This is a genomic window from Clostridium sp. AM27-31LB, assembly GCF_003480745.1.
Taxonomy (GTDB): Bacteria; Bacillota; Clostridia; order Lachnospirales; family Lachnospiraceae; genus Butyribacter; species Butyribacter intestini.
The window spans coordinates 772,295-796,879 of sequence record NZ_QUJS01000001.1 but is presented as its reverse complement, the minus strand read 5'-3'; the positions used below and the strand labels follow the sequence as shown (position 1 = coordinate 796,879).

The 24,585-nt window shown below is 35.9% G+C and carries 17 protein-coding genes; 2 read left to right on the top strand and 15 right to left on the bottom strand.

Annotated features, from left to right (window positions below; translation table 11 throughout):
- Positions 1–15: 15 nt before the first annotated feature.
- Positions 16–756 carry a lysophospholipid acyltransferase family protein gene (locus DW721_RS03125; protein WP_022014792.1) on the bottom strand — a complete coding sequence of 247 codons (741 nt, stop codon included), beginning with the start codon at positions 754–756 and terminating at the stop codon, positions 16–18.
- Positions 757–1,166: 410 nt separating this feature from the next.
- Between DW721_RS03125 and DW721_RS03120 the strand changes: the two genes are divergently transcribed.
- The gene (locus tag DW721_RS03120) at positions 1,167–2,951 is read left to right on the top strand and encodes an NFACT RNA binding domain-containing protein (RefSeq protein ID WP_118744759.1); all 1,785 of its coding nucleotides are present in this window, start codon (positions 1,167–1,169) and stop codon (positions 2,949–2,951) included.
- Complete coding sequence (locus DW721_RS03115; protein ID WP_118744758.1) at positions 2,951–3,868, top strand: histidinol-phosphatase HisJ family protein; 918 nt, start codon at positions 2,951–2,953, stop codon at positions 3,866–3,868. The genes DW721_RS03120 and DW721_RS03115 overlap by 1 nt, the downstream gene beginning before the upstream one ends.
- Positions 3,869–4,048: 180 nt before the next feature.
- On the opposite strand, the gene DW721_RS03110 is transcribed toward DW721_RS03115, so the two are convergent.
- From DW721_RS03110 to DW721_RS03050, 14 genes are all read right to left on the bottom strand, one after another.
- Positions 4,049–5,050 carry a type II toxin-antitoxin system antitoxin SocA domain-containing protein gene (locus DW721_RS03110; protein WP_118744757.1) on the bottom strand — a complete coding sequence of 334 codons (1,002 nt, stop codon included), beginning with the start codon at positions 5,048–5,050 and terminating at the stop codon, positions 4,049–4,051.
- A gap of 23 nt (positions 5,051–5,073) precedes the next feature.
- Positions 5,074–5,469, bottom strand: coding sequence for a hypothetical protein (locus DW721_RS03105; protein WP_243035928.1), 396 nt, complete (start codon positions 5,467–5,469; stop codon positions 5,074–5,076).
- 168 nt (positions 5,470–5,637) lie between these two features.
- Entirely contained in the window at positions 5,638–6,843 is a 1,206-nt protein-coding gene (locus DW721_RS03100) for a hypothetical protein (protein WP_118744755.1), read from the bottom strand.
- A 67-nt stretch (positions 6,844–6,910) separates the two neighbouring features.
- Positions 6,911–7,513, bottom strand: a complete 603-nt coding sequence (locus tag DW721_RS03095) for a zinc ribbon domain-containing protein (RefSeq protein ID WP_118744754.1) — start codon at positions 7,511–7,513, stop codon at positions 6,911–6,913.
- A gap of 20 nt (positions 7,514–7,533) precedes the next feature.
- Entirely contained in the window at positions 7,534–9,258 is a 1,725-nt protein-coding gene (locus DW721_RS03090; protein ID WP_118744753.1) for a protein phosphatase 2C domain-containing protein, read from the bottom strand.
- A 21-nt stretch (positions 9,259–9,279) separates the two neighbouring features.
- Positions 9,280–9,975: a VWA domain-containing protein gene (locus tag DW721_RS03085; RefSeq protein ID WP_118744752.1), complete on the bottom strand. Its 696-nt coding sequence runs from the start codon at positions 9,973–9,975 to the stop codon at positions 9,280–9,282.
- A gap of 16 nt (positions 9,976–9,991) precedes the next feature.
- A complete protein-coding gene (locus DW721_RS03080; protein ID WP_118744751.1) occupies positions 9,992–11,596 on the bottom strand; it encodes a hypothetical protein in 1,605 nt (534 codons plus the stop codon).
- Between the two features lie 49 nt (positions 11,597–11,645).
- On the bottom strand, positions 11,646–12,668 hold the full coding sequence (locus tag DW721_RS03075; protein ID WP_118744750.1) for an SEL1-like repeat protein: 1,023 nt from the start codon (positions 12,666–12,668) through the stop codon (positions 11,646–11,648).
- 573 nt (positions 12,669–13,241) lie between these two features.
- On the bottom strand, positions 13,242–13,631 hold the full coding sequence (locus tag DW721_RS03070; RefSeq protein WP_118744749.1) for a hypothetical protein: 390 nt from the start codon (positions 13,629–13,631) through the stop codon (positions 13,242–13,244).
- A gap of 137 nt (positions 13,632–13,768) precedes the next feature.
- A complete protein-coding gene (locus DW721_RS03065) occupies positions 13,769–14,674 on the bottom strand; it encodes a leucine-rich repeat domain-containing protein (RefSeq protein ID WP_182436181.1) in 906 nt (301 codons plus the stop codon).
- On the bottom strand, positions 14,634–14,810 hold the full coding sequence (locus DW721_RS15980; protein WP_182436180.1) for a hypothetical protein: 177 nt from the start codon (positions 14,808–14,810) through the stop codon (positions 14,634–14,636). Before DW721_RS15980 ends, DW721_RS03065 begins: the two co-directional genes overlap by 41 nt.
- A 336-nt stretch (positions 14,811–15,146) precedes the next feature.
- On the bottom strand, positions 15,147–17,069 hold the full coding sequence (locus DW721_RS16580; RefSeq protein ID WP_118744747.1) for a GBS Bsp-like repeat-containing protein: 1,923 nt from the start codon (positions 17,067–17,069) through the stop codon (positions 15,147–15,149).
- A gap of 375 nt (positions 17,070–17,444) precedes the next feature.
- A complete protein-coding gene (locus DW721_RS03055) occupies positions 17,445–21,020 on the bottom strand; it encodes a leucine-rich repeat domain-containing protein (protein ID WP_118744746.1) in 3,576 nt (1,191 codons plus the stop codon).
- Positions 21,021–21,056: 36 nt separating this feature from the next.
- Positions 21,057–24,584, bottom strand: a complete 3,528-nt coding sequence (locus DW721_RS03050) for a leucine-rich repeat protein (protein ID WP_118744745.1) — start codon at positions 24,582–24,584, stop codon at positions 21,057–21,059.
- Position 24,585: the final 1 nt, after the last annotated feature.

The window sequence follows — 24,585 nt, the reverse complement described above, 5'->3', positions numbered from 1 at the left end:
CCGGCTGCTGCCACTTTACTGCAGAACTGCTCCTAAGAAATCACCATTTTGAGCCAGCTCTACTGCTGCACATATCCTTTTGTGTATAATTGAAGATATCTCAACAGATTTTTTATCTTTATATTCATCGTACAACATAGGTTTTAGATAAAAAACTTCTGTTTTTACTTTTCTAAGACTCCAAAGGTCGAAAACTTTCCATGAATCAACTATTGCAACCGGCACTATTGGAGCCTTAGCTTTCATTGCACTCTTAAATGCTCCCGGTTTAAATTCATCAACATAGTTTCCATTCCGGTGCTCATAGCCTCCCGATGGAAAAATAATAAACTTCCGCCCTTCTTTTACTTCCCTGGTCACCTCTTTTATTATCCCTGCTGCCTGTTTTAAATTGTCAATTTTAAGTCTTTTCCCCTCGACGAGGTCAATAAACTGTTTGACTAAAGGACCATGGCTTCTCGCATCATCCATCACAACCGAGCAGGGTTTATCATGTGTATGCATTATTCCAAGTGCATCATACTTACCCTGATGGTTTGAAAACATGACATATCCGCCCTCCTTAGGCAGGTTTTCCATTCCAAAACCCTCTGTAGTTATACGCCCTGTTTTTTTCATAAGATTTATCGCATACCTGTCATATTCATACCGGAACTGTTCAGAATATTTTTCAGGATGCCTTGAATAATATCCCATCTTTGGAATCATCCATGCTCTATATAAATTACCTGCTATCACATAAATAAATCTCAACAAAATACTTCACCTTTTCTTTATTAATATCGCTTTTTCATCTTCCCGTATATGATATTTATAACTCCCGAACCACTATCTACAAAAGCAACCAAAAAATCCGCAATATACAGTAACATAATTTGAAAAAATTTACAACTGCTATTTTTTATAATCCTGTAACGGCGGTCTAACTGTTACCGTTTCTTCTATATCATGTTTCTTCTTGAATAATAAGCAGTTTTTGTTTAAAATATAGCTTAAATATAAAAATACAGATAATTGCAAAACTAATCATGTTATATTAATTACATCATATTGGGTTCAAAAAATATTTTCCCTCTAACGCAATGGATTACTATCTATTGCATCATAATATACCATAACGGTTTTGCAGACACATATCTAAAAATAATGAAATGAGGTTATTATAAATGGCACTTGACGGAATCGTTATATCAAGTCTTGTTGATGAACTTGACACAAATATTACAGGCGGTCGTATCACAAAGATAGCCCAGCCTGAAAAAGACGAACTTTTACTTACCATAAAACGAAGTACGCAGGATGAAAACGGCAAAACGGTACGAAGCACGAAAAGACTCACCATTTCGGTAAATCCAAGTCTTCCGCTTATATATCTCACCGATACGAACAAAACATCACCGCTCACGGCACCTACTTTCTGCATGGTACTAAGAAAGCACTTAAACAACTGCGGTATTATTTCCGTATCACAGATGGGACTTGAGAGAGTTATAAAATTTGAACTTGAACATCTGAATGAAATGGGTGACCTTTGCAAAAAGTTTCTGTATGTCGAACTGATGGGCAAACACAGCAATATCATATTCTGTGATGACAACAATAAGATAATCGACAGTATAAAACATATATCACTTCTTGTAAGCTCAGTCAGGGAGGTACTTCCGGGCAGAGAATATTTTATTCCCGACACACAGCATAAATACGACCCATTTTCGATTACCGAGGAGGAGTTTATAAATAATGTACTCTCAAAGCCACTCCCTCTCTCAAAAGCGGTATATACCTCAATAACAGGTTTTAGTCCGCTTATGGCAAACGAACTTATATACAGAGCATCTCTTTCTGAGAAAAACAACACTCAGGAATTAAGTGATATGGAAAAGCTGCATTTATATAGGAACTTTTCCGAGATGATGAATGACATATCAGAGAAAAAATTTACACCTGTTATCGCATTTAAAGACAGTATGCCTGCCGAATTTACAAGCCTTGAACTCTCAATGTATGAAAAGGATGACACATACAAGATAAAAAGCTGTGACACTGTAAGCAGTATGCTTTTTGATTATTATGCAACAAAAGAAGTGATGAGCAGGATAAACCAGAAATCCGCTGACCTTAGAAAGATAACAAATACTCTTTTGGAGAGAAATTATAAAAAATATGACCTCCAGACAAAGCAGCTTAAAGACACTGAAAAGCGTGATAAATATAAGGTGTATGGCGAGCTTCTCACAACTTACGGCTACGAATTAAAAGGCGGCGAAAAAAAGCTCACCTGTGAAAATTATTATACAGGCAAAGAGATAACAATACCGCTCGATGAAACAAAATCTGCCGTAGACAATGCCAAAAAATATTTTGACAAATACGCAAAACTCAAAAGAACATTTGAGGCATTAAACATTCAGATAGCAGAGACAAAAGAAGAAATCGAACATTTAGAATCAATAAGCAACTCACTTGATATTGCAAGACAGGACTCTGACCTCACCGCAATAAAGCGTGAACTGTCAGACTGTGGTTATATCAAGAAACATCATGAAAAAAATAAGGGCAGTAAAAATACCGGAAAAAGCAAACCTCTCCACTATATATCATCAGACGGCTTTGATATGTATGTAGGAAAAAATAACTACCAAAACGATGACCTCACATTTAAGGTTGCGACAGGAAATGACTGGTGGTTCCATGCAAAAGCAAGTGCCGGCTCCCATGTAATTGTAAAAACAGAGGGCAAAGAACTTCCCGACCGCACATTTGAAGAAGCTGCAAGACTCGCCGCACATTACTCAAAAGCATGCGAACAGGGCAAAGCTGAGATTGACTATATCCAGAAAAAACACATCAAAAAACCAAACGGCAGCAAACCCGGATTTGTTGTTTACTACACAAACTATTCCATGACGATAAGCACTGACATAACAGGCATACAGGAGGTGACAGAATAATGTTTTCAGATAATAAATCTGCTATTTCAGGACCGGATGCAAATTTGTCAAATGAAAAATTTAATCATGATATTATTCATTCTGACAATCATGTGCACACCTATTTTTCAACAGACAGCGACACACCAATGGAAGAAATGCTAAAAACTGCCATAGACAAAGGATTTACATCCATCTGCTTTACAGACCATATGGATTATAACTTTCCATCAGAAAGCGACACACCTGAATTTCTTCTCGATGTAGAGCCTTACTTTGATGAAATGAAAAAGCTCAGCGAAAAATACAGTGACAGGATAAAAATCCGCAAAGGCATTGAACTCGGTCTGAAAAAAGACTGCCTTGATAAATGTCTTTCACTCACAAAAAACTATCCGTTCGACTTCGTTATCGGCTCAACCCATCTTGTCGATAATATTGACCCATATTATAATATATTTTGGGAGGGCACAGACGAAAAAAACGCTATCTTAAGATATTATGAGACAACTTTAGATAATGTAAATCTCGGGGCAGACTTTGATGTCTACGGACATATAGATTACATCATCCGCTACACGCCAAAAATGAAACAGCTAAAAGCAAAAGGCATCGTGGATGACAGCTATATAGACCGCCTGCTCAAAGACTCGATGGAAATAATAGAAGAAATCTTAAAAACACTTATATCCAACGGCAAGGGAATAGAGATAAACACGGCAGGTTTTAAATACGGACTCGGACACCCAAATCCACATGAAAAAGTTTTAAAACTCTATCACGAACTTGGCGGCGAGATAATCACCATCGGCTCAGACGCACATGAATGTAAACACCTTGCATATGACTTTGAAAAAGTCCCGGAGATACTTAAGAATTGTGGTTTTAGGTATTATAGTGAATTTACGGGCAGAAAAGCGGCGATGGTAAAAATATGATGGTTTAAATATGATAGGGGCTGACCGACAGAATAAAGATTAATTGTTAAATGACTCTCCCATACATGAGATAGATTAACTTCGTGTATGGGAGAGTTTAGATAATTTAAAATATAACTTAAAAGTTTACACTAATAATTCTAAAACTCACACTATTTATGTCTATGTTGCAAGCGAATTTCATTCAATAATATCGGTGATATACTTTTTCAGTCCTTTTTCCGTAGAAAAATCATATTCTGCACTTTTTTCGGTATAATATGATTTTATGCTCTCCATAGAGATTTGCTCATTAGCCGGAATCCCGTCAGCATACCCTCTCCTCGCAAGTTTCCAGGGAGTTTCCTCATGAGTAATCCTTTCCAGCACTTTACCGCTATACTCTCCAAAAGTATTAACAACCAAATCTATAGCATGATGTTCTTTCTCGGTAAGTACATCCTCTGCACATTCAAAAATTGCAAAGCGTGCATCTTCAATAGGATTAAATTTAAAATTTCTAAACATATCATATACTTCGGGATATACCGGTCCATGAACCCATGCCTGACAATTTTCAGGAAATATAGGTTCCCCATTCAGAGCATAAGATTCTCCCTGAATAAAATAAAGTAATTTTTGAAGCATTAACGGAGTTACTTCTTCAAGTTTTTCAAACACATACGAAATCACCCTAAGCATTTTATCCGAAACCGAAAATAACTTTTCCAACTGTACTGCGGCTTCCATTGCCTTATTATATGCGGCAGATGCAATCTTATCTTTGTTTTCATTCAATCTTTTTTGCATAAAATCCGGGGAGGATAATGCCATTCTTATAATATCAGAATACTCTTTAGACGGTATCTGACCGGAAAGGTATCTCGTAATAGTTACTTCACCAAATCCAAGTGCAAGAGACAATGGGGCTTTCCCAATTTTATAAATTTTCATAAGATTTTCAATATCATTAATCGAAACAATATTTTCATAGTCTCTATACTGTTTATCAACTTCCTGAATATTTCTATCAATCAGCCCCGGGATACTCATTTCTTCTCCACACTCACGGCATATTGCAATTGTAATATTAAACATATATTCTACATCTTTTATATTTTTTTTAATATTTCTTTTTTTCAGCACATACTCCGTTTCTTTTCTGCATATCGTACAAAAATCGATTCTCTCTTTCTCTGCCATGGTATTTCCCCCTTATCACATTTCTATTTGAAATAATATTTAATCGGATATTTCTGTTCATGCAATGATACAACAATAACATAACAGTTATCCAGCTTGTTAAATTTTATGTATAAGGACACTGTTTTACTTTCATTACCCATCCTTTCCAAAAGTTCTACATCTTTCCCAAAAACATACAACATTTCATCTTCATATCCCTCGTGTTCATTTTGTAACCTCTCAGAAAAATCTGTTGCCGTCAATCCCATCAATATATCTTTTGCCATTTCTTCATCAATAACATAAGTAAGAAAAAGCTCCCTATTATCCTGCCGCCGGGAATTCATTTCAATTCTATATCTGTTTTTTCTAATCGCATTTTTCACCTCAGTCAAATACGAATCAATATCTTTTAGTGTAATACCCAATATATACATCTCCTCTCATTAATATGATTGACTTTTCATCTTTTTCCATCATCATTATATACTTATGATAGAATTTTGTCAATATCCTATCATGCCATTTTAAATTAACAGGCTATCTGCTTTACAGCAAATAGCCTGTTTTTCAAGATTTTCCCATATACCGGTCATTTTATGACACTATTCTTTTACTAATTCCTGTTCTTTATAAGTTATACTTCCTTTTGAATTATCTGTATCTGATGAAAACACTCTAATCGCATATTCGCAATTATCAGGTTCTATATAAATACTAGAACCATTAAGGGCGATATTCTGCTCTGCTTTCACCCATACCTTTCCCGAAGATTTCTCTATGATCTTTTTATATGTATCTGTGTCAAAATCATAATCCCAATCCGAATCATACTCAAAATGGTATTCAAGTTGAATCCTGTCATCTTTAACCTGATATATTTTTACCCAGCCTGCAAGTTCATCATTATCGACAGACCATTTGCCCTTTATATTCCATTTTACATTCGCTATATCCTCCGAACTTCCATAACTTATCCACCTATCATTTGCAAAATCCACGATATAATTAATTTTTATTACACAATTATATACTGCACAGCCATCTGTTTTTTTTGCATTTACCGTACTTTCAACAGATATTTTTCCATCAGTATTATTAATACTATCCACATAATCATCGTAAAAATCATTATAATCCGAATCTGGGCTTTCTTTTAACAAGTCAACAGATTTCTTTATAGTCTTAATCTTAACACCGGAAATGCTTCCCTCGTCTAATTGTAATGAACTCAGTGATGAATTATTATCCCTGTTTTTAATATCACTTTTAATTCTTTTTGCTGTCGGTTTCTTTTTAATCGAATAAACTGCCTTTTTTACTTCACAGTCTTTCATTTTCCAACTGTCATTTTTAGAATATGCTTTAACATAGAGCAACTCATACTCCGATTTATAACGAACTGTTTTTGCTTCTGATGTAATACTGACTTCTAACTTTTTGTGTTCCGAATCAATTTCTTTCTCTGAATTTATCTTTACATCTTTAATCTTCATGTTTTTCATTTGCAAATTAGGGTCATAACCGGGTACATCTGTTTTTATCTTTTCACTGTCTATTGCTTTAACAAAAACATTCTGTATCAAGTAATCATATCCCATTCTCCCTGCCACAGCAAACACAAACAGTACACATACCAGGATAATTATGTGTTTACCTGTTTTTTTCTTTTTAATATTATATGTATTGTAATTAACAGCAGGTGGCACATATGATACAGTCTGATTATTTTCATTTAACATGGCACCACATTGAGGACATTTAAACATTGCATCCGCACAGCGTTTTCCACAATTGCTACACACTTTCATTATCCGTCACATCTCCTTTCTATTCAAGCGGATATTCACAATCCGCTCTGCTACTTCCCTGATAGTGTTAAAATAATTTTCTATTTAATACAATCCACGGTTCATCTTTATCATAATCGCACTCTTTATTATATAAGTACAACTTAAAGCCTCTTCTTCTGTACCAGTAATTATAAGCTTCACTTTCCTGTCCATACTTTATATTTTCAGCCGTTGCCCTGATTCTGATTTTATTATTAGTTACACTTCTAAGTTTTATATTAACATTATCGTATTGATCTTCGTCAAATATTTCTTTTCGTTTACCATCGCGATATTCTGCCATATCAACCTTTTTGCCATGAATAACAAGTTGAAAACCAATATCGTATTTAAAATATTCATCCTGATACATACCATACCATCTACCGTTTAAGCTATGGAAAATATACCAGTAACCGTAACCTAAGATAATAACTATCAATGCTGCGGCAACTATCATTATCATCGGTTTTCGCTTTTCAAAGCCTATTTTTTTTGCAGCCACTCCACTCTGATAAACCGGAACAGTATTTGCTTTTTTTATATTATTTCCCGGAGCAGCATTTCTTTGCAGCATTTCCCCACAGCGTGGGCACAATAACGCATCATCCGGACACGGATTGCCGCATTTTATACAATACTTTGTCATATAGTTCCTCCCTTTTCTTTTCAATAGTCCTCGTTTAATGTTTCTAATTTACTTTGCAGTCTATTCTTTTTATTTTCTCCAAATTTTTCATATCTGTCCTTTATTTTTTCATAAAACTCATCGTTTTTTCCGTTGTCAGATATTTCTTCTACGATGTCACACAACAAGTCTACAGGCACATCCGAAATATTTTCATTTCCGTCAGTGACGGCTGCACCTGAAGTATTTGCTGATTTCTTTTTGACTTTCGCAACATTTTTATTTAAATCACCATACTCCTTTTTTTTCAATTCAAATATAGCATCCAGTTCACAATCTTTGTATAACTTCAAAAACCTTTCTTTTTGTTTTTCAGATGCTCTCCCAAAATTTGTTTTTAACAATATCCACATGAACTCATCTGCTTTTTTCTCAATGTCAATCTCAAGCTCAGGTTTTGCAGTTTGTACTTCGATTGCCTTTTTTTCTGCCGTATTTTCTTTGTTTTCCATACCTTTTTTATGTAATACGGCTACTATAAGAAGTATTCCCAGAGTCAATATTGCCAACATCTCAACTATAACCGCTGCCTTTAGCATTTTTCCGTGATTTTTTTTACTCTGTTCTCTTTCTTTTTCAGGCTTACTTCTTTCAACTTTCAACTCACCTGACTGTACTGCATTTGTACTTGCAACATTTTTCGTTTTTTTCTGATGCTGCGTACCATTGCGGTCATTTTCTACAACAGGCGGACGCCTTGTTCCTGACAAAATATCTTTATATCTTTGTGCCAATTCTTCCCAATCAGGTTCTTTATAATATTCCGGTTTCTGAGGAATGATTTTTTTATCATCATCCATTATACATACAACACTCTTATCATCCTCGACTCTTTCCATTGCCATAAAGAGATAAAAAAGCCTGTCCGTCACTGAATTACATATTTTTCTTACATCAGCCTTTTTGTCAAACAATGAACCATATCCATCTGCCAGCCTCCTTTCTATCATTTTTTCGTCTCTTTCATTAAAGTCAGCCTCAATAAAATGCTTCATAAATCTGTCAGGCTGTTTTATGCCCGAATTTTTATAGACCATATATGGATTCATAAAAAATTCCGTTGCTGTTATGTAAACATTTTCTTTTTTTCCGTCATTCTCATACATTTCTCGTCTGTTAGCAGGAATATTTATAAGCGATGGCTGCAAAACTCCGTCCAACATTCCGTCAGTTGCAAGTAAGATTCCAACTGACGGCTCAACAATTTTTCCAAATTCCCATGACATTCTTCCGGAACGGAGCGGTCTCACTGATATTCCATCCGGTCCCTTTTGTCTTTTGGTTATCATTTTTGTACTACCGTTTTTAAATCTGACTATTATTCCACCATCACCGGCATGACCGTAAAATATATTTTTACAGTCATATATCACTGCCGACAATGTAGTATCATAATCCTGTATTGCACCATTATTTTTATGAACATACCGTTCAATCTCATCAAATGCATATGAATATCCATCCTCTAAAGCATCTTCTATATCCTCATCAGACATATTTCTCTTTATGTTAAAATCACAATAATGATACAAACTTTCCACAGCCATTTTTGAACCAATATCAGAATATCTCGCACTTCCGACACCATCCGCGACAATGCCTATATAAACACCTGATTTCAACTGCCCAAATTTATTAAAATCCTGACAAACAGTATTATTTTTAATATGTGACTTTCCCTGTACTGAAAAACCATATGTTATCATACATTCCCTCTCCTATCATTCTTAATATTCTTCTTTTTTTATAACACCATCAGGCATATCATCATATTTAAGCCCGGCATCCTCGAAAATAGAAGTTTTTGACACTGATACCATGCTTTCGCTCAGCCAGTCAAACACGGCAGTAAAATCTTCATTCTGAAGTTCCACCACTTCATCAGTAAGCTGATACATACCGTCAACATCATAATCTGCAACGCCTAAAACCCAGAATTTTAAACCACAGCCCTGTTTATGTTCAAAATGGATATTTCTTGTTGCCTGAAGCATTTCATCTATCGGAGAATTTGACACTCCATCTGTTATCATAAATATCCACGGTTTATGGAATGATGTTCCCAAACACTGATATTCCCTTGTTCTTTGTTTGACAAGTTCTATTGCCTTATTTATTCCTCCTGCCATATCCGTATTTCCCGTTGCTCTTATCTCAGGTGTAGGCATTCTCTCAATAGGAACAAAATCACTTATCACCTCAACTTCCGAATTAAATGTTACGATTGCTATCTCAACACGCTTTCTTGCTATCTCATCTGTCATAACATTTCTTTTAAATCTTTTTATTGCCGCGTTGAGACTGTCTATCCTGTCTCCTATCATAGAATACGAACTGTCCAGCAATAATACACAAGCCAGATGCTGTTCACTCGGTGCAACGATACTGTCAAATAATTCTTTCCTTGTTAATTGTTTCTTCATGTCTTTAGTCCTCCTTTTATTGACCTTTTTTATCTATTTTTTCAGATAAATCTAAAAATTGTTGTTTCACATTTTCACTACATTCAGTATAGTTTAAAGCCCAATTGACAATAGTTTTTGACTCATCATAATATTCCTGTCTGTATAATACCTTTGCTTTAACGAGATAAGCCGATGCCTTTTTAGTTTCTTTCTGAATAGCAAAATCACACCATTCCAGTGCAGTATCATATGCAGCAATCTTATAGTTCTCTTTTGCATACGAAACAGCCTGTTTATAGGTAATGTTACTTAGATCACCGACAGTTTCCATACTCGGTGCAGTATTACCGTTATTAGTATCATCCAAAATGTCATTTCTGGTAATAATCCCCCAAGCTATAATGCTGACAAATATTATTATAGCAAAAATCATTTTTGCTTGAACTTTAGGGTCTTTCACATAACTATATTTATTTTTGTCAAAATAAGGTATATTATATGATGTCTCTTCAAAATCATCTGACTCCGGCGTATTATCCGGCAATCCTCCTAAATCATCTGACTCCGGCACTTCTCCCGGTGGATTATCAAAGTCGGCAGGCATACAAAACGGACATTCACTTAAATGATTGAAATAATAATGCCCTGCCTGACATTTCGTGATATTTTCTCTCACTTCGTATAACGCTTCATACCACTCGCCTGCACTGACCCTCTTTTCAGGATTTTGATAGCCATCCACAAAAGTTCTCTTAAACAGTTCCTGCAAACTCTGAGGTAAAGCCTCAAAACCCGGAGCATATATCGGTGTCGTTATTCCTTTTCTTTTTTCATAAAACGGAAAAAATCCGTCCCTGATATTTTCAATCGGCTGAGGTGCTACCACTGACGGTATATTTTCAGAAGTCATCCTGCCTATGTTATACTCCTGTTCTTCTCCAAAATCTTTTGCACAGGCAAACGGATGGCATCCCTCCATCAACAGACAAAATATATGCACAGCCAACGCAAACAGGTCAGTTTCCCTTGTATATGTAGGAAGCGGTGCATCTATAATGCTATATCCCTGTGCCAGTTTTTTCTGCATTTCCGGTGCAATATACTCCGGCAGTCCCACCTCGCATCTGTAAGTCTTTTCCGGTGTCTCATAATGATATGAATCTACATCTACAAGACTTATCTTAAATTCATTGGTACTGTCATTTTTGTCAAGATTTACACATATATTCTGCGGATTTAAATCTCCACATATACTGCCCATTTCATGTACCATATCAATCGCCGCACAAAGATTTGTGGCAGCCAGAAGTCTGTCCTGCAAATCATATTTCTTTTCAGAATACAATATTGTCAACGATTTTTTATTTTCAATCTTTGGCATTATATATCCGACAAAACCTGTGCTGTCATAAATCACATCCTGAGGCCATGCTATCATTTCAAGCTGTTCAGGCGAAAGCTTCTTTTTAATCATTACGCTTAACTTCTCCTGACGCTCAGCCGTCCTGAACTTTTCTTTAAAAATCTTTGCAACCTGTGACGGCATCCCTATTATTTCTTTTATGTCTCCCTCTCCACCATGTGCAATACGCTTGTCCACAACATTATAGATGTTCCCCGAATTTCCCATGTACTGCATAAGTAATCCTCCGTAAATCAAATATTTAAAATGTTTTCTTACTTCATTTTTATTTCATCTGTATATATTTATCCCTTGCATATTCATTTCCGCTGTCCATTCCTATGCGATACAGTTCTTTAATCTCTGACTTTTTAAGCTTCTTATTTGCTTTGAAACCGTCAGACGCTAAATCCGCCAGCATGATACATACATCTCCACGCTCCTCTACTGACAGCCTGCCCACATCTTTCACATTCATAAGGATTGACATATCCTGATTCATAACATTTCCGGGCAATCCCATTATCCTGTGACTCACTGCCATAAGATAATATCCGTAAGGATATGTCTGCAAAACCTGATTGGAATTCAAATATGCCTCCATCGACTGATAATCCTGCTTTTTAAATGATATGTTTGCCAATATCCATAATGCTTCAACAAGTATTCCATCACCCTCAAAGGCACTTATCTCTCCGTTTGACACCTTCTGCTCAACATCAATTAAAATATCATTACATAATGCTTCCGCACCTGCATAATCACCACTGCCATATACAGACCTGATATTGTTCAGCTTGTCAAATATCATATCTTTTGCATTTACAAACGGTGTGCCAACATTATTGTTCCAGATGTTTCCACCACTTCCCATATTCGTGCTGTTTGAACTACCTGCAGTTGTCGGTTTTTGCACATTATTTGCAGGCAGAGGAGGCGTTGGTGCAACCGAAGGTGTCGGCGTAACCGGGGGTGTTGGTGCAACCGGGGGTGTTGGATTAATCGGTGGTGCAGGTTCAATCGAAGTTGTTGGTACAATTCCTTGAGCAAGCTGATAATATTTTTCAGCCATTTTGTCACTCCGTGCAAAATAAATTCCCTCCTTATACATATCACCGATATAGCGGTATCCCTCCAGACAGCCTTTTTTAGCAGCTTTATTAAAATACTTTCGTGCTTCTCCCGGCTTTTTTTCTCTGCCATCCAGACCATACAACAATCTTCTTCCAAGTTCACACATGGCTTCATAGTTTTTTTCTTTATATACAAGATTGTCCAGTTCTGCATTTGACATATTTTTGTACTCCATATCTTCATCCTCCTTGTATAAATCTTTTAGTTTTTATTACCATAACATACCCATGTCAAAAATCGGTTTCCGTTTTTTTTAGCCAATTTGTCCCTATTTTGGGGACTTTTAACGATTTTTGAGCCTAAAATAGGGCTTTTTGAGCTTCATTTTCTTTTTAAATCCTTTTTTTACCAAAAAATTTATACTTTTTTAATAATTAAATTACAGAGTTAATATTACGGTACTTATTTCACAGTATTTTTTCATAATATCAGGTATATTTCCACCATAACACACCCATGTCAAAAAGCAGTTTCCGTTTTTTGACAAAAAATAAGACTGTCACATTAAGTTTAATCTATACAATATACAAATAATAAAAACTTTTATCTGCATATTGTATGAATAACATCTCGTGCAACAGCCTCATCTTTTCTGTTAATCAATATTTATACATAGTATTTTTATCCACAGTCAGGCAGATACTTACAATCCACTCTGCTACTTCTATAATAGTATTAGTTTTTCATTTGTACTGAATATTTTGTTTAATACATTTACCAGTTCCAAGAAATTTAAGGCACAACTTTTCTATTCCTCATAATAATAAATTTCTGTTGCTGTTCCTTTCTTAAATTTAAATTGAAAATACGGTGCTTTTTTAATCTTTTTTATGTATTTGCCAATCTCTGATTTTTTGACTTTCTTCTTCTTATAATTTTTAACATGAATAAACTTTGTTGAAGGTGTAATTTTGAATGTCCTCTTTTTCTTCTTCATTTCGCTTGCCGCACTATATAATGCACAATAAGTCACAAGTTTCTTTTTGCTTAAAGTGAATTTACCATTTACCTGCCATATATTTACGCTTTCTGCTGATGTTTTTGGAACCGGAACTGCTACCACCGATGCCATCAATACAAATGCTAAAATTAATGCAATTTTTTTCTTACCGTTCTTCATATTTTTAATATTGTTCATGTTACTTTTCCTCCTTTTTTATTGTGATGTACTCTCTGTATCTTCTCAAATCAAGTCATTTCGAGAGTACATCGTGTTTAAACTTTTTAAGTTACTTTTTAAAACTATACACATCTTAAACAGACGGATTATTGAACTCAACATCCAACATCATAAAAGAAATCAAAAAAATCATTATAAGTTTTTCCTCTCCATATAATTTTGGTATTGTTATCAAAGGCATCTCCGGCATTCTTTTTACTATTTTCAAACTCATGTCCGACATATGTTAAGCCATCAGGTATTGTTATGCTTTCAAGACTGCTGCAACCAGAAAAGCATCTCTCTCCTATACTTGTCACTCCATCCGGAATTGTTATATCTGTTAATGAACTGCACCAGCTAAAGGTTTCATCATTTAACTTTTTTAATCCCGATGGTAATTTTATACTTTTAAGTTTATTGCAAAAATCAAAACACCCCTTTGCTATACTTGTTACACTGTCCGGGATTGTTATATCTGTAAGTGCTTCGCAACTTGAAAAGCAAGATTCTCCTATACTTTTTACACTGTTAGGAATTGTTATAGATGTTAATGAATCACAACCAGAAAATGTATAGCTATTTAATTTCTTTATTTTATTTGGTAATTTTATGCTTTTTAGTTTTTTACAAGCCTGAAAGCAATCGCCTCCTATACTTTTTACACTTTTAGGAACTGTTATATCTGTTATAACACTTCCCCTAAAGCAGCCATCTCCTATTTCCGTAACTGTATTTGGAATTGTTATAGCAGATAATGAATGACATCCGGCAAATGTATCTTCTTTTAATTTTTTCAATTTATTTGGCAATTTTACCTGCTTAAGTTTTTCGCAATAATGAAATGCTCTATATCCTACTGTATTTACAGTATTAGGAATCGTTATTGACTTAATGCTTGAAAAAGCAAATGCATATTTCCCGATAGACTTAAGTGATTTTGGCAGCTTAACATTTCCTATTTTTGCATTTATAAATGTCTCATCTCCTATTTTTCTTTGTGAGTATTCCCTTTTTTGCATCCGCATCTGCTACGACTTTACTAACTTTTACTTTTTTCGCCGCCTGCGACTTGTTCGGTGAAAACGCAAGTCCTCCAAAAAGCATCACTCCTGCAAATGCTGCAAGTACAACTTTCATTTTTTTCTTTTTAATCATAATAAACCTCTTTTCTGCACACTTTTTTGCTTTACAAGATTGTGTCCGGTGTGCTCAGTCACAAATCTTGTGGAGCCGCTGCATTGATACACAAAAATTGTCAGCGTGCAGCTCCGTTTTTTCTGCTTGTATCTTTACATTCCCCATCCTAACATACCCATGTCGAAAAGCTGTTTCCGTTTTTTTCAGCCAATTTATCCCCATTTTTAGGGCTTTTGACGGCTTTTCTCCGCAAAAATACCGCTTTTTTTGCCTTATTTTGGTGAAAAGTCCAATTTCCCTCCAAAAATTTTATACTTTTTTAATAATTTAATTATAGAGTTGATGCTACGGTACTTACTTTACCTTAACCTTTATGATTCTGCTCCATTTTCCTGAATAACTCTTTCCGCCTGTTTTTGCTACGGCTTTTATACGGAAATAATAATATTTGCCTTTCTTCAAGCCTTTTCCCGTATATCTTCTACTCTTTAGTGATGATTTTCCTGAAAATGTTTTTGCGTTTTTAAACAGTTTATTCAACGAATACTGAATCTGGCAAGTTGTATTGCCTGCAGATGTCTTTTTCCATGTACATTTTATTTTACCTTTTGATGCAGCTTTTACCTTGAAGTTTTTGACACTTGCCGGCAAAACTTTTATTGTTATCTTCTTTGTTGCCGCTTTATAATTTTGAGTTGCCGCTACTTTTACCGTTATAACTGTCACTCCACAGCCTGTTAAAGTAACATCTCCGTATGCCGATACTTTTGCCACACCCGAATTTGAACTCTGATATGTAACAGAACCGTCACTGTCAGTTTCTATTCCGAGTTCAAAACTTCCAAAATCTAAATATTTTGTATAAGAAGACACTGCACTTATTACGGTGTTCATTTGTTCATTGTCAGGTTCTTCTGTCTCTGTCGGTTCTACATAAGGCTTATCTGTCGGCTCTGTAGTTGGTGTCGCCGTCACTGTAGTTGATGGCGCTTTACTTGGCGTCGCACTTACACCCGGTGTTGCACTTGGACTTTGCATTTCATCTGAAGATGGTTCTTTGCCAGGAATTACCGTAGCTGTCGGCTTAGGTGTCGCTGTATATTCTGCCTCTTCAGGTACTTTCGCTTTCACTGAATCCTTATACGAAGAACTGTTACCGTATTTGTCGTACGCATATATGTGAGTTGTATATGAACCTGTTTCATTATTATGGTCTGAAATCTTTACTTTATATGTATAAATATCACCATCTTTTGTACCTGTTACAGCCGCATTTGTTCCCCAGTCTGATGCTATGTCATCCTGTCCGCCTGCTTCTGTCCATGTAGGGAACTGCACTCTGTCTACCATGTAATTATCAGTAACTTTGCATGATACCGTATATCCTTCACTCGTTACATCAGATATTTTTACATCACTTATAACAGGCCCTTGCTCGTCCACTATCGTAAACTTGTCACTTCCACTCTTATATGTTGTTCCATTGGCAACGGCATACATCTGGTAAGTATATGTCTCACCCTGTCTTAAGCCATCCGCTTTTGCTTCGCTCACTATATTCAGATTTTGTTCAACATAAGAAGTTTTCAAACCGCAATCTTCCTTGTGGTCTACAACCAGATTTCCGGCACTGTCCCATATCCATACACCAACCTGTGATATAGTTGCACGGTCAGGATTTTCAATTCTTCCGTGAAGCCCTGCATTCCATGTGTCTACAAATGTAGTATTAAGCTGTGAATACGACACTGACGCTGTCTGAGTTCCTCCTCCTCCGACAAGGTAAATATATCCATAAAATCCTGAGCAGCCGCCCAAAGTCTGCATCTTTGCTTTCGATACGGTTCTGTTGATAACACCGGTGTTTCCCTCAAAACTGTATCCTGCACATCCTCCCTCCGTAACTGTTACATTGTCACCTGAAACATTCTCGACAAAAGCAACATGACCGTACTTTCCGTAGGTACTATTTGCACCTGCGTTATTGTACTTCCATACCGCCAAAGCATATTTTGCCGGCTCACTTCCCTTGTCATAATTTAATGTACGCCAATAATTGTTTGCACCGTAAAGACCAAATTCGTTCATTCCTGTTGCCGGAAGTGTTATTCCAAGCACACTCTGGGCTCTGTCCTTAACCCATTGCACACAGCCACCGTTCGTATAATCTTTGGCTGCACAATATTTTTTCTGTGTGAAGCAGCCAAAAAACATTGAAACAATCAATGTGACTGCCAATATGACGCTTCCTATGCTTCTTCTTGTTCGTTTCTTCATATTAACCTCATTCCTGCACACATTTTTTGTGCGTAATGTGAAATATGATATATTTCACATATAAGATTTGTGCCAAGTGTGCACAGACACAAATCCAGCTCTTAATAAAATTGCAACTATTATCACTTCGTATCCGCATTTCCGCCAAAAAAGCCGGAAATTCAAACACAATTTTCATGATATTTTCGTTTACATCCTAACCATAACACACCCATGTCAAAAAACAGTTTCCGTTTTTTTCGCAGGAAAAAAGCACCATAATGGTGCTTAACCCTTGATTTTATTGACTTTTCCGGCATTATTTTTCATGTAACCGTCCATACCTGCCGCATGAACAAAAAATTTTTTTTGATTTTTTTTATAATTTGTATCGTATCAGCTACCTTTGACTTTAACTTTCAAGCAATCCGAATAAACACTGTAATATTTTTTCTTTACCCGCTTTACTATCGTGCGTACTTTGAAATAATACACTGCTTTTTTATTATTGCATTTCAGTTTAAATTTTGCATTATATCTTTTTATCGAAGATGATTTTAACTTAATCTTCTGATATTTTTTGTCTTTTCCACGGATATATATTTCCGCATAAATGCCGCTGTATTTTTTTAGTTCTATCTGCACATAAGGCATTTTCCGATATGTTCCTGTCGTTCCTTTTATCTTCGGTTTCACTATCGACAGCGTCTTTATCATGCAAACATTTGAATATTTGCCATAATATTTTTGTGCTCCCGTCTTTTTAAACAGCCTTATCTTATAATAATATTTTTGTCCCGCTTTTGCTTTTTTATCAGTATATCTGCATGAACTATTCGTTTCGCCGGCTGCAATCTTCTTCCATGTTATCTTTTTTGACATTGCACGATATATTTCATAGCCAATATTCACTGATGTTTTTTTCCATACTATCTCAGGCTGATTGTATTTAGTCAGTTCAATCAGATTTATCCTTACAATAAGTGCTTTTTTGTCTTTCTCACTTAACCCCGGTACAGATGTTGGCTGTGGTGTGGCTGATGTCGGAGTCGGACTGATTGTATAAAGCGGCTCGTTTGCAAGCGATGGTGACGCATTATCTGCAGGCTGTGGCGTTGTCCTGTCTGTTGGATTTGGTGTTGTCTTGTTCCCTGATGTCGGTTCAGGCTCTTTATCAGGCTTTGACGATACATGTCCATTTGGCATTGCTGATGTAGAATTTATCGGTATTGCCGTCGGTGATACTACCGGAGGTGAACCAGTCATTATCGGTGTTGGTGACGGAACCGTTGCTGTTGCCGCAGGTGTTTTTGTCGGCTTCACCGTCACAGTCGGAGTTTTTGCCGGAGCAGGTGTCATAACAGGCGATACTGTAGGGATTAGCGTTGGGGGCGCAGTAGGGGTTGGTGATGCGGACGGCTTTGGTGTCGGACTTGCCGATACTGCCGGGGTCTGTGTCACCGCCGGTGGTGTCGCAGGTGAAGGTGTCGGCTCATTCGGTGGATGCACCAGTTCCTCCAAAATTCCATAATCCGAAGTCTTTTCAAATTGTTCAGGTGCATCTATTTCTCTATAATCCGAAACATAATGACATTCACTGCAATATGTCACTTCCAGTCCTGTATCGTATGCCCGTGCCTCCTGTACTGTCTGTGTCACAAAATTATGCTCATGCTCCGTGACATTTTCAAAAAGTGCATTATTATTTTTTGCGAACTCACTCATATCTTCTTTTCCATATACCGTAACCTGATTTTCGGGAATATCATAAAAAAGCTCATTATCCTCACTGCCTAAGCAGTTTTCAGGCAGATATAACTTTTCTAATGATGTGCATCCTTTAAAAAGCTGTTTTGGAAGATATTGCGCTGCATCGCTTAATTGAACCAGTGTAAGGTTTTTACAGTTCAAAAACATCTGCTGTCCATATTGTGCATTTTTTCCGCCTAAAATATATTTTATCCCACTCTGAGAAAAAGCATATTCACCTATATCCGTGACACTGTCCGGCAGCACAAGACATTCAAGATTATCGCAATCCCAAAATTCAACCCCGCCTATTTTTTTCAATTTATCTGACAGATAAACATTTCTTAATATCCTTGAGTTCAAAAACGCTCTATCTCCTATTTCAACAACACCTTTTAATGACACAGTCCGCAAATAAACTGCGTTATAAAATGCATATTCTCCTACTGAAGTTACATTATCTGCCTTTATATTAAAAATATGTGCATAAGCAAATGCACCTGCAGCAATTTTTTTGACACTTTCAGGCACATTATATACAGGATAATACTGATTCCATAATTCTGCCGGACACCTTATAAGCGTTGTCATATCTTTATCAAATAATACACCCTGTTCAAGAATATAATTTGTATTGTTCTTATCAAGATAAATCTCATCCGTCATAGCTGCCGCAATCGCCAATTCACCAATCTCTGATACATTTGCTCCTATATATAATTTATATATTGTATTTCTCCAAAATGCTTTGTCACCTATACTTACAACTGTATCCGGTATATACACTTCATCAAATCCAACTCCTGCACTTTCAAATGCACTTTTCCCAACCCTCGTTACTTTATAATTTTCTCCATCATATTTTACATATGATGGGACTCTTAATACCCTGTCATCTAATTTACTTGTATCATTAAACCCTGCATTTGCCATTTTATCATTATCAGCCCCTACGGTTGCTGTTTTCTCAGATTTATTTAATTTATAATAAATACCATATTTATCATTTTGTTCTTCATCAAGTTCATATGTTAATTCTTCATCTGTTTCTTCACCATTTTGTTCTATCATAGGCAGCCATACATTTCCTTCTTTATCCTTGATTACATTAAAATTCTCATAACCATTTTTATACTGAATCTGATAATGTTTAAGTTTACTTATGTCATAATCTTTCGGCATTTTAAGACATGAAATATCATTGTGCAAAAATGGCTTTAATGCCGTATCATAGTCAATTTTTTCATATATATACATACTAAAAAAAATGTCTATTCCATCGTCATCTATATTCTCTATTTCAAATCTCGGATGACATTTTTTAGTTATTTTACTGCTACTAATACTAGCACTCATTATAAAACTACAATTATCACTGTCTGTATTTTCTGCCAGACTAATTTTTCCAATCCTGACCCTTGTAGATTTAATCATATCTATATACAACCAACAGTTATCTATTGATATTTCACCAATCTCATATCTTCCATAAGCGTCGTATATTATATTAGTCAAATAATCTTTTGCTATTACTTTTTTTATTTTTGCCTGCCCGCTCTTAATTCTTAATCCTGCATCCTTTTCAAGCCTTACCGTATCTATGTTCAGGTCAATGTCAATCATAAAATCATTGTTATCTATTATCAGTTCAGAGCCATCCTGACCCTCAATCCTAAAATAATAAAAATCAGTTTTATCATTATAATAATACCAGTCGTATTTGTGCATTACACACGCTATTATCTCCGTGTATTTTCCTGTCACCTCCAGCTTATGACTACCTATATCCATCACACTCATTTCCGATACATTACACTCATATATCGTGCAGTTACTTAATACAACATCAGACTGTAAATGAATACTGTGATTAATCTTAATCGCCGTTGATCTATATTCTTCTTTATTTACGGGTATCCCCACAAATTTTATGCTCTTACATTCCGGCAGCCATACCTCCCCGTCAATTTTATATTCTGTCTGTTCTGCCGGAAATATTATCTTATAATCTCCCTGCTTATCAGTCATATTTGCAAACAGCGTTTTCAGGTCACTGTATTTTCCTATCAACTGACCGCTATTATAAAGTTTCATAACAGCATCCGCTTCATCTGCCGTATCAGCACTCACCAAACATCCGGCAGAAGATAAATTCAAAATCACGATTGCAGATATAAGTAAAAACGCTGCTTTTTGTCTAAACTTCCGTTTAATAATCTTCATAGTATTTCACCTCCTCTCTTATTGCAGATTTTATCATCAATGCCCCGTCACTTTTACCTTTATACAGTCAGAATATACACTGTAATATCTTTTCTTTGACTTCTTTACTATTGTCCGAACTTTAAAGTAATAAACTGCTTTTTTATTATCGCACTTAAGTTTAAATTTTGCCTTATATCTTTTTATGGAAGATGATTTTAACTTAATCTTCTGATATTTTCTGCTTCTTCCCCGAATATAGATTTCCACATAAGTGCCGCTGTATTTTTTTAACGTTATCTGCACATAAGGTATTTTCTGATATATCCCTGTTGTTCCCTTTATCTTCGGTTTCACTATCGACAAAGTCTTTATCATGCAAACATTTGAATATTTGCCATAATATTTTTGTCCACCCGTCTTTTTAAACAGCCTTATTCTGTAATAATATTTTTGTCCCGCTTTTGCTTTTTTGTCAGTATATCTATAGGAACTGTTCTTTTCGCCGACAGCAATCTTCTGCCACTTTATCTTTTTTGACATTGCACGGTATATTTCATAGCCGATACCCTCTGATGTTTTTTTCCAAACTATCTCAGGCTGATTGTATTTATTTAGTCCAATCGAATTTATCTTAATGATAAGTGCTTTTTTGTCTTTATCACTTAACCCCGGAACGGATGTAGGCTGTGGTGTGGCTGCTGCCGGAGTCGGACTGATTGTATAAAACGGCTCGTTTGTAGGCGATGTTGACGCATTATCTGTAGGTTGTGGCGTTGTCCTGTCTGTTGGATTTGGTGTTTCCGTATCCAATAATGTCGGTTCAGGCTCTTTATCAGGCTTTGACGATACATTTCCATTTGGCATTGCCGTCGGTGATACTACCGGAGGTGAATCAGTCATTATCGGAGTCTGTGTCGGTGACGGAACTGTTGCTGTTGCAGCAGGCGTTTTTGTAGGCTTAACCGTAACAGTCGGAGTTTTTGTCACCATAGGAGTCTGTGTAGGCTTCGCCGTAACAGAAGCAGTTTTTGTAGGCTGGGGTGTAGGCGATACTGACGGCTTTGGTTCTTCCGACGGATGCACAAGATTTTCCGGTTCTCTATAATATGTTGTATCTTCTAACTGTTCAGGTGCGGCTATTTCTTTATAATCCAAAATATAATGACATTCACTGCAATACGTCACTTCCATTCCCGACTCATATACTCTGGCATCCTGCACTCTCTGCGTCACAAAAGTATGCTCATGTTCCTCAATATTTTCAAAAAGTGCATTGTTCTTTTGTGCAAATTCTCTCAGATTTTCTTTTCCATATACCGTAACCTGATTTTGGGGAATATCATAAAAAAGCTCATTATTCTCGCTGCCTAAACAAGTTTCCGGTATATATACTTTTTTTAACGATGTACAATCAGTAAAAAGACCACTTGGAAGATACTGCATCGCTTCACTCAACTGAACCAATTTAAGATTTTTACAATTCTCAAATGCCTGTTGTTCATATTGTGCATTTTTGCCGCCTAAAATATATTCAATAGACTCACTATGAAAGCCAAATGTACTTATGTTCAATGAACAGTCCGGTAATACCAGACATTTAATATTACAACTGCCTAAAAACACATATTTACCGATTTTTTCTAATTTATCTGACAGATAGACATTTCTTAACCCCCTTAAATTAAATGCCCCACCCGAACCGAATGCTTCGTCACCTATCTCAACAACTCCTCTCAATGATATTGTCCGCAAATTTTTAGCACTATAAAATGCATGTTCTCCTACTGTAGTCACTGAATCTGCCTTTATATTAAAAATCTTTGAATTCTCAAATGCTCCCGCAGCAATTTTTTTGACACTTTCAGGTACATTATATACAGGATAATATTGATACGATGATGTAATCGGACATTTTATAAGCGTAGTCATGTCCTTATCAAACAATATTCCCTGATAGAGCACAAAATCCGTATTATTATCATCAAGAAATATTTCTTTCAGTGAGCCTGCTGCAATCGCCTCTTCTCCTATATCTGCTACATTTGCTCCAATATACAATTTCACTACAGAACACCAAAAAGCTTTATCGCCTATACTCATCACCGTATCGGGTATATGAACTTCGTTAAATCCACCGGATGAACCTTTAAATGCATTTCTTCCAATCCTTGTCACCTTATAAGTTTCTCCCTCACATTTTACATATGAAGGAATTTTTAATATACCGTCCTCTATTTTACTTAAATCAGTAAGTAATGAAGCAGAGTCTGTATCTCTATCAACACCTAAGGTTGCTGTTTTATCCTTTTCATTTAATTTGTAATAAATGCCATTGCTGTCCTTTTGTTCTTCATCAAGTTCACAGGTTAATTCTTCTTCTGTTGTTTTGTTGTTATCAATTTCTCCTACTATAGGAAGCCATACATTTCCGTCATCATCCATGACTACATCAAATTCTTTCGTCCCCAGATATTTTCCAACCTGATAACTCATAAATTTACTTATATCATAATCTTTTGGCATTTTCAGACATGATATATCATTATGCACAAGCTTCTCTAATGCCGTGTCGTAGACAACGCTGGCACTTATTTCCATTTTAAAACTAACATTGACATTATCTTCATCAATATCCTCTATTTCAAATCTCGGATAATATGTTTTTGTTATCTCAGGGCAATAAACATACATATCAAAATAACTCTTGTTCTTATCAGCATTTTCCGTCAGACCGACCTTTCCTATCCTGATTTTCGCAGATTCAAACAGATCTACATTCAACCTGCAATTCTCTATAGATATTTCACCTATCTCATATCTTCCTGTAGCATAATATGATACTTTTCCGGAATAATCTTTTGCTATAACTTTTTTTATCTTCGCCCATCCGCTTTTTAACTTTAATGATGCATTTTCTTCAAGCCTTACTTTATCTATAAAAAGGTCACTGTCAATCAATAAGTTGCAATTATTTATTATCAGTTCAGAGTCCTTCTGCCCCTCAATTCTGAGGCAATAGATGCAAACATCACTTTCATAATAAAGATTGTCTCCGTATTTAGCATACATCCCCGCCTGTATTTCCGTGTACTTTCCGTCTGTCCTAAGTTTATGACTTCCCATATCGAGTACACACATTTCTGTTGTATTCTGCTCAAATAAAGTACAATTATTCAATGTAACATCCGACTGCAAATGAATACTGTCATTGATTTTTACTGCCGTCGATATATACGGCAAAGAATAATGCGGATCATCTACCTGATTTCCTACAAATTTAATACTCTCACACTCAGGCAGCCAAACTTCCCCATCAATGCAGTATTCCGTCTGTTCAGCAGAAAATATTATCTTATATTCACCCTCACTGTCAGTCATATTTTCAAATGTTGTTTTTAGGTCACCATATTTTCCTATCAACTGACCTTTATCATACAGTTTAATAACATCATCCGCTGTATTTGTTTCATCCGCCGCATCTGCACGCTTTACACAGCCGACAGGACTTAAAGCCATAACAAGAATTGTAAATATAAGTAAGAACGCTAACCGCTTTCTAAATCTATTTTTCATGATTTTCATA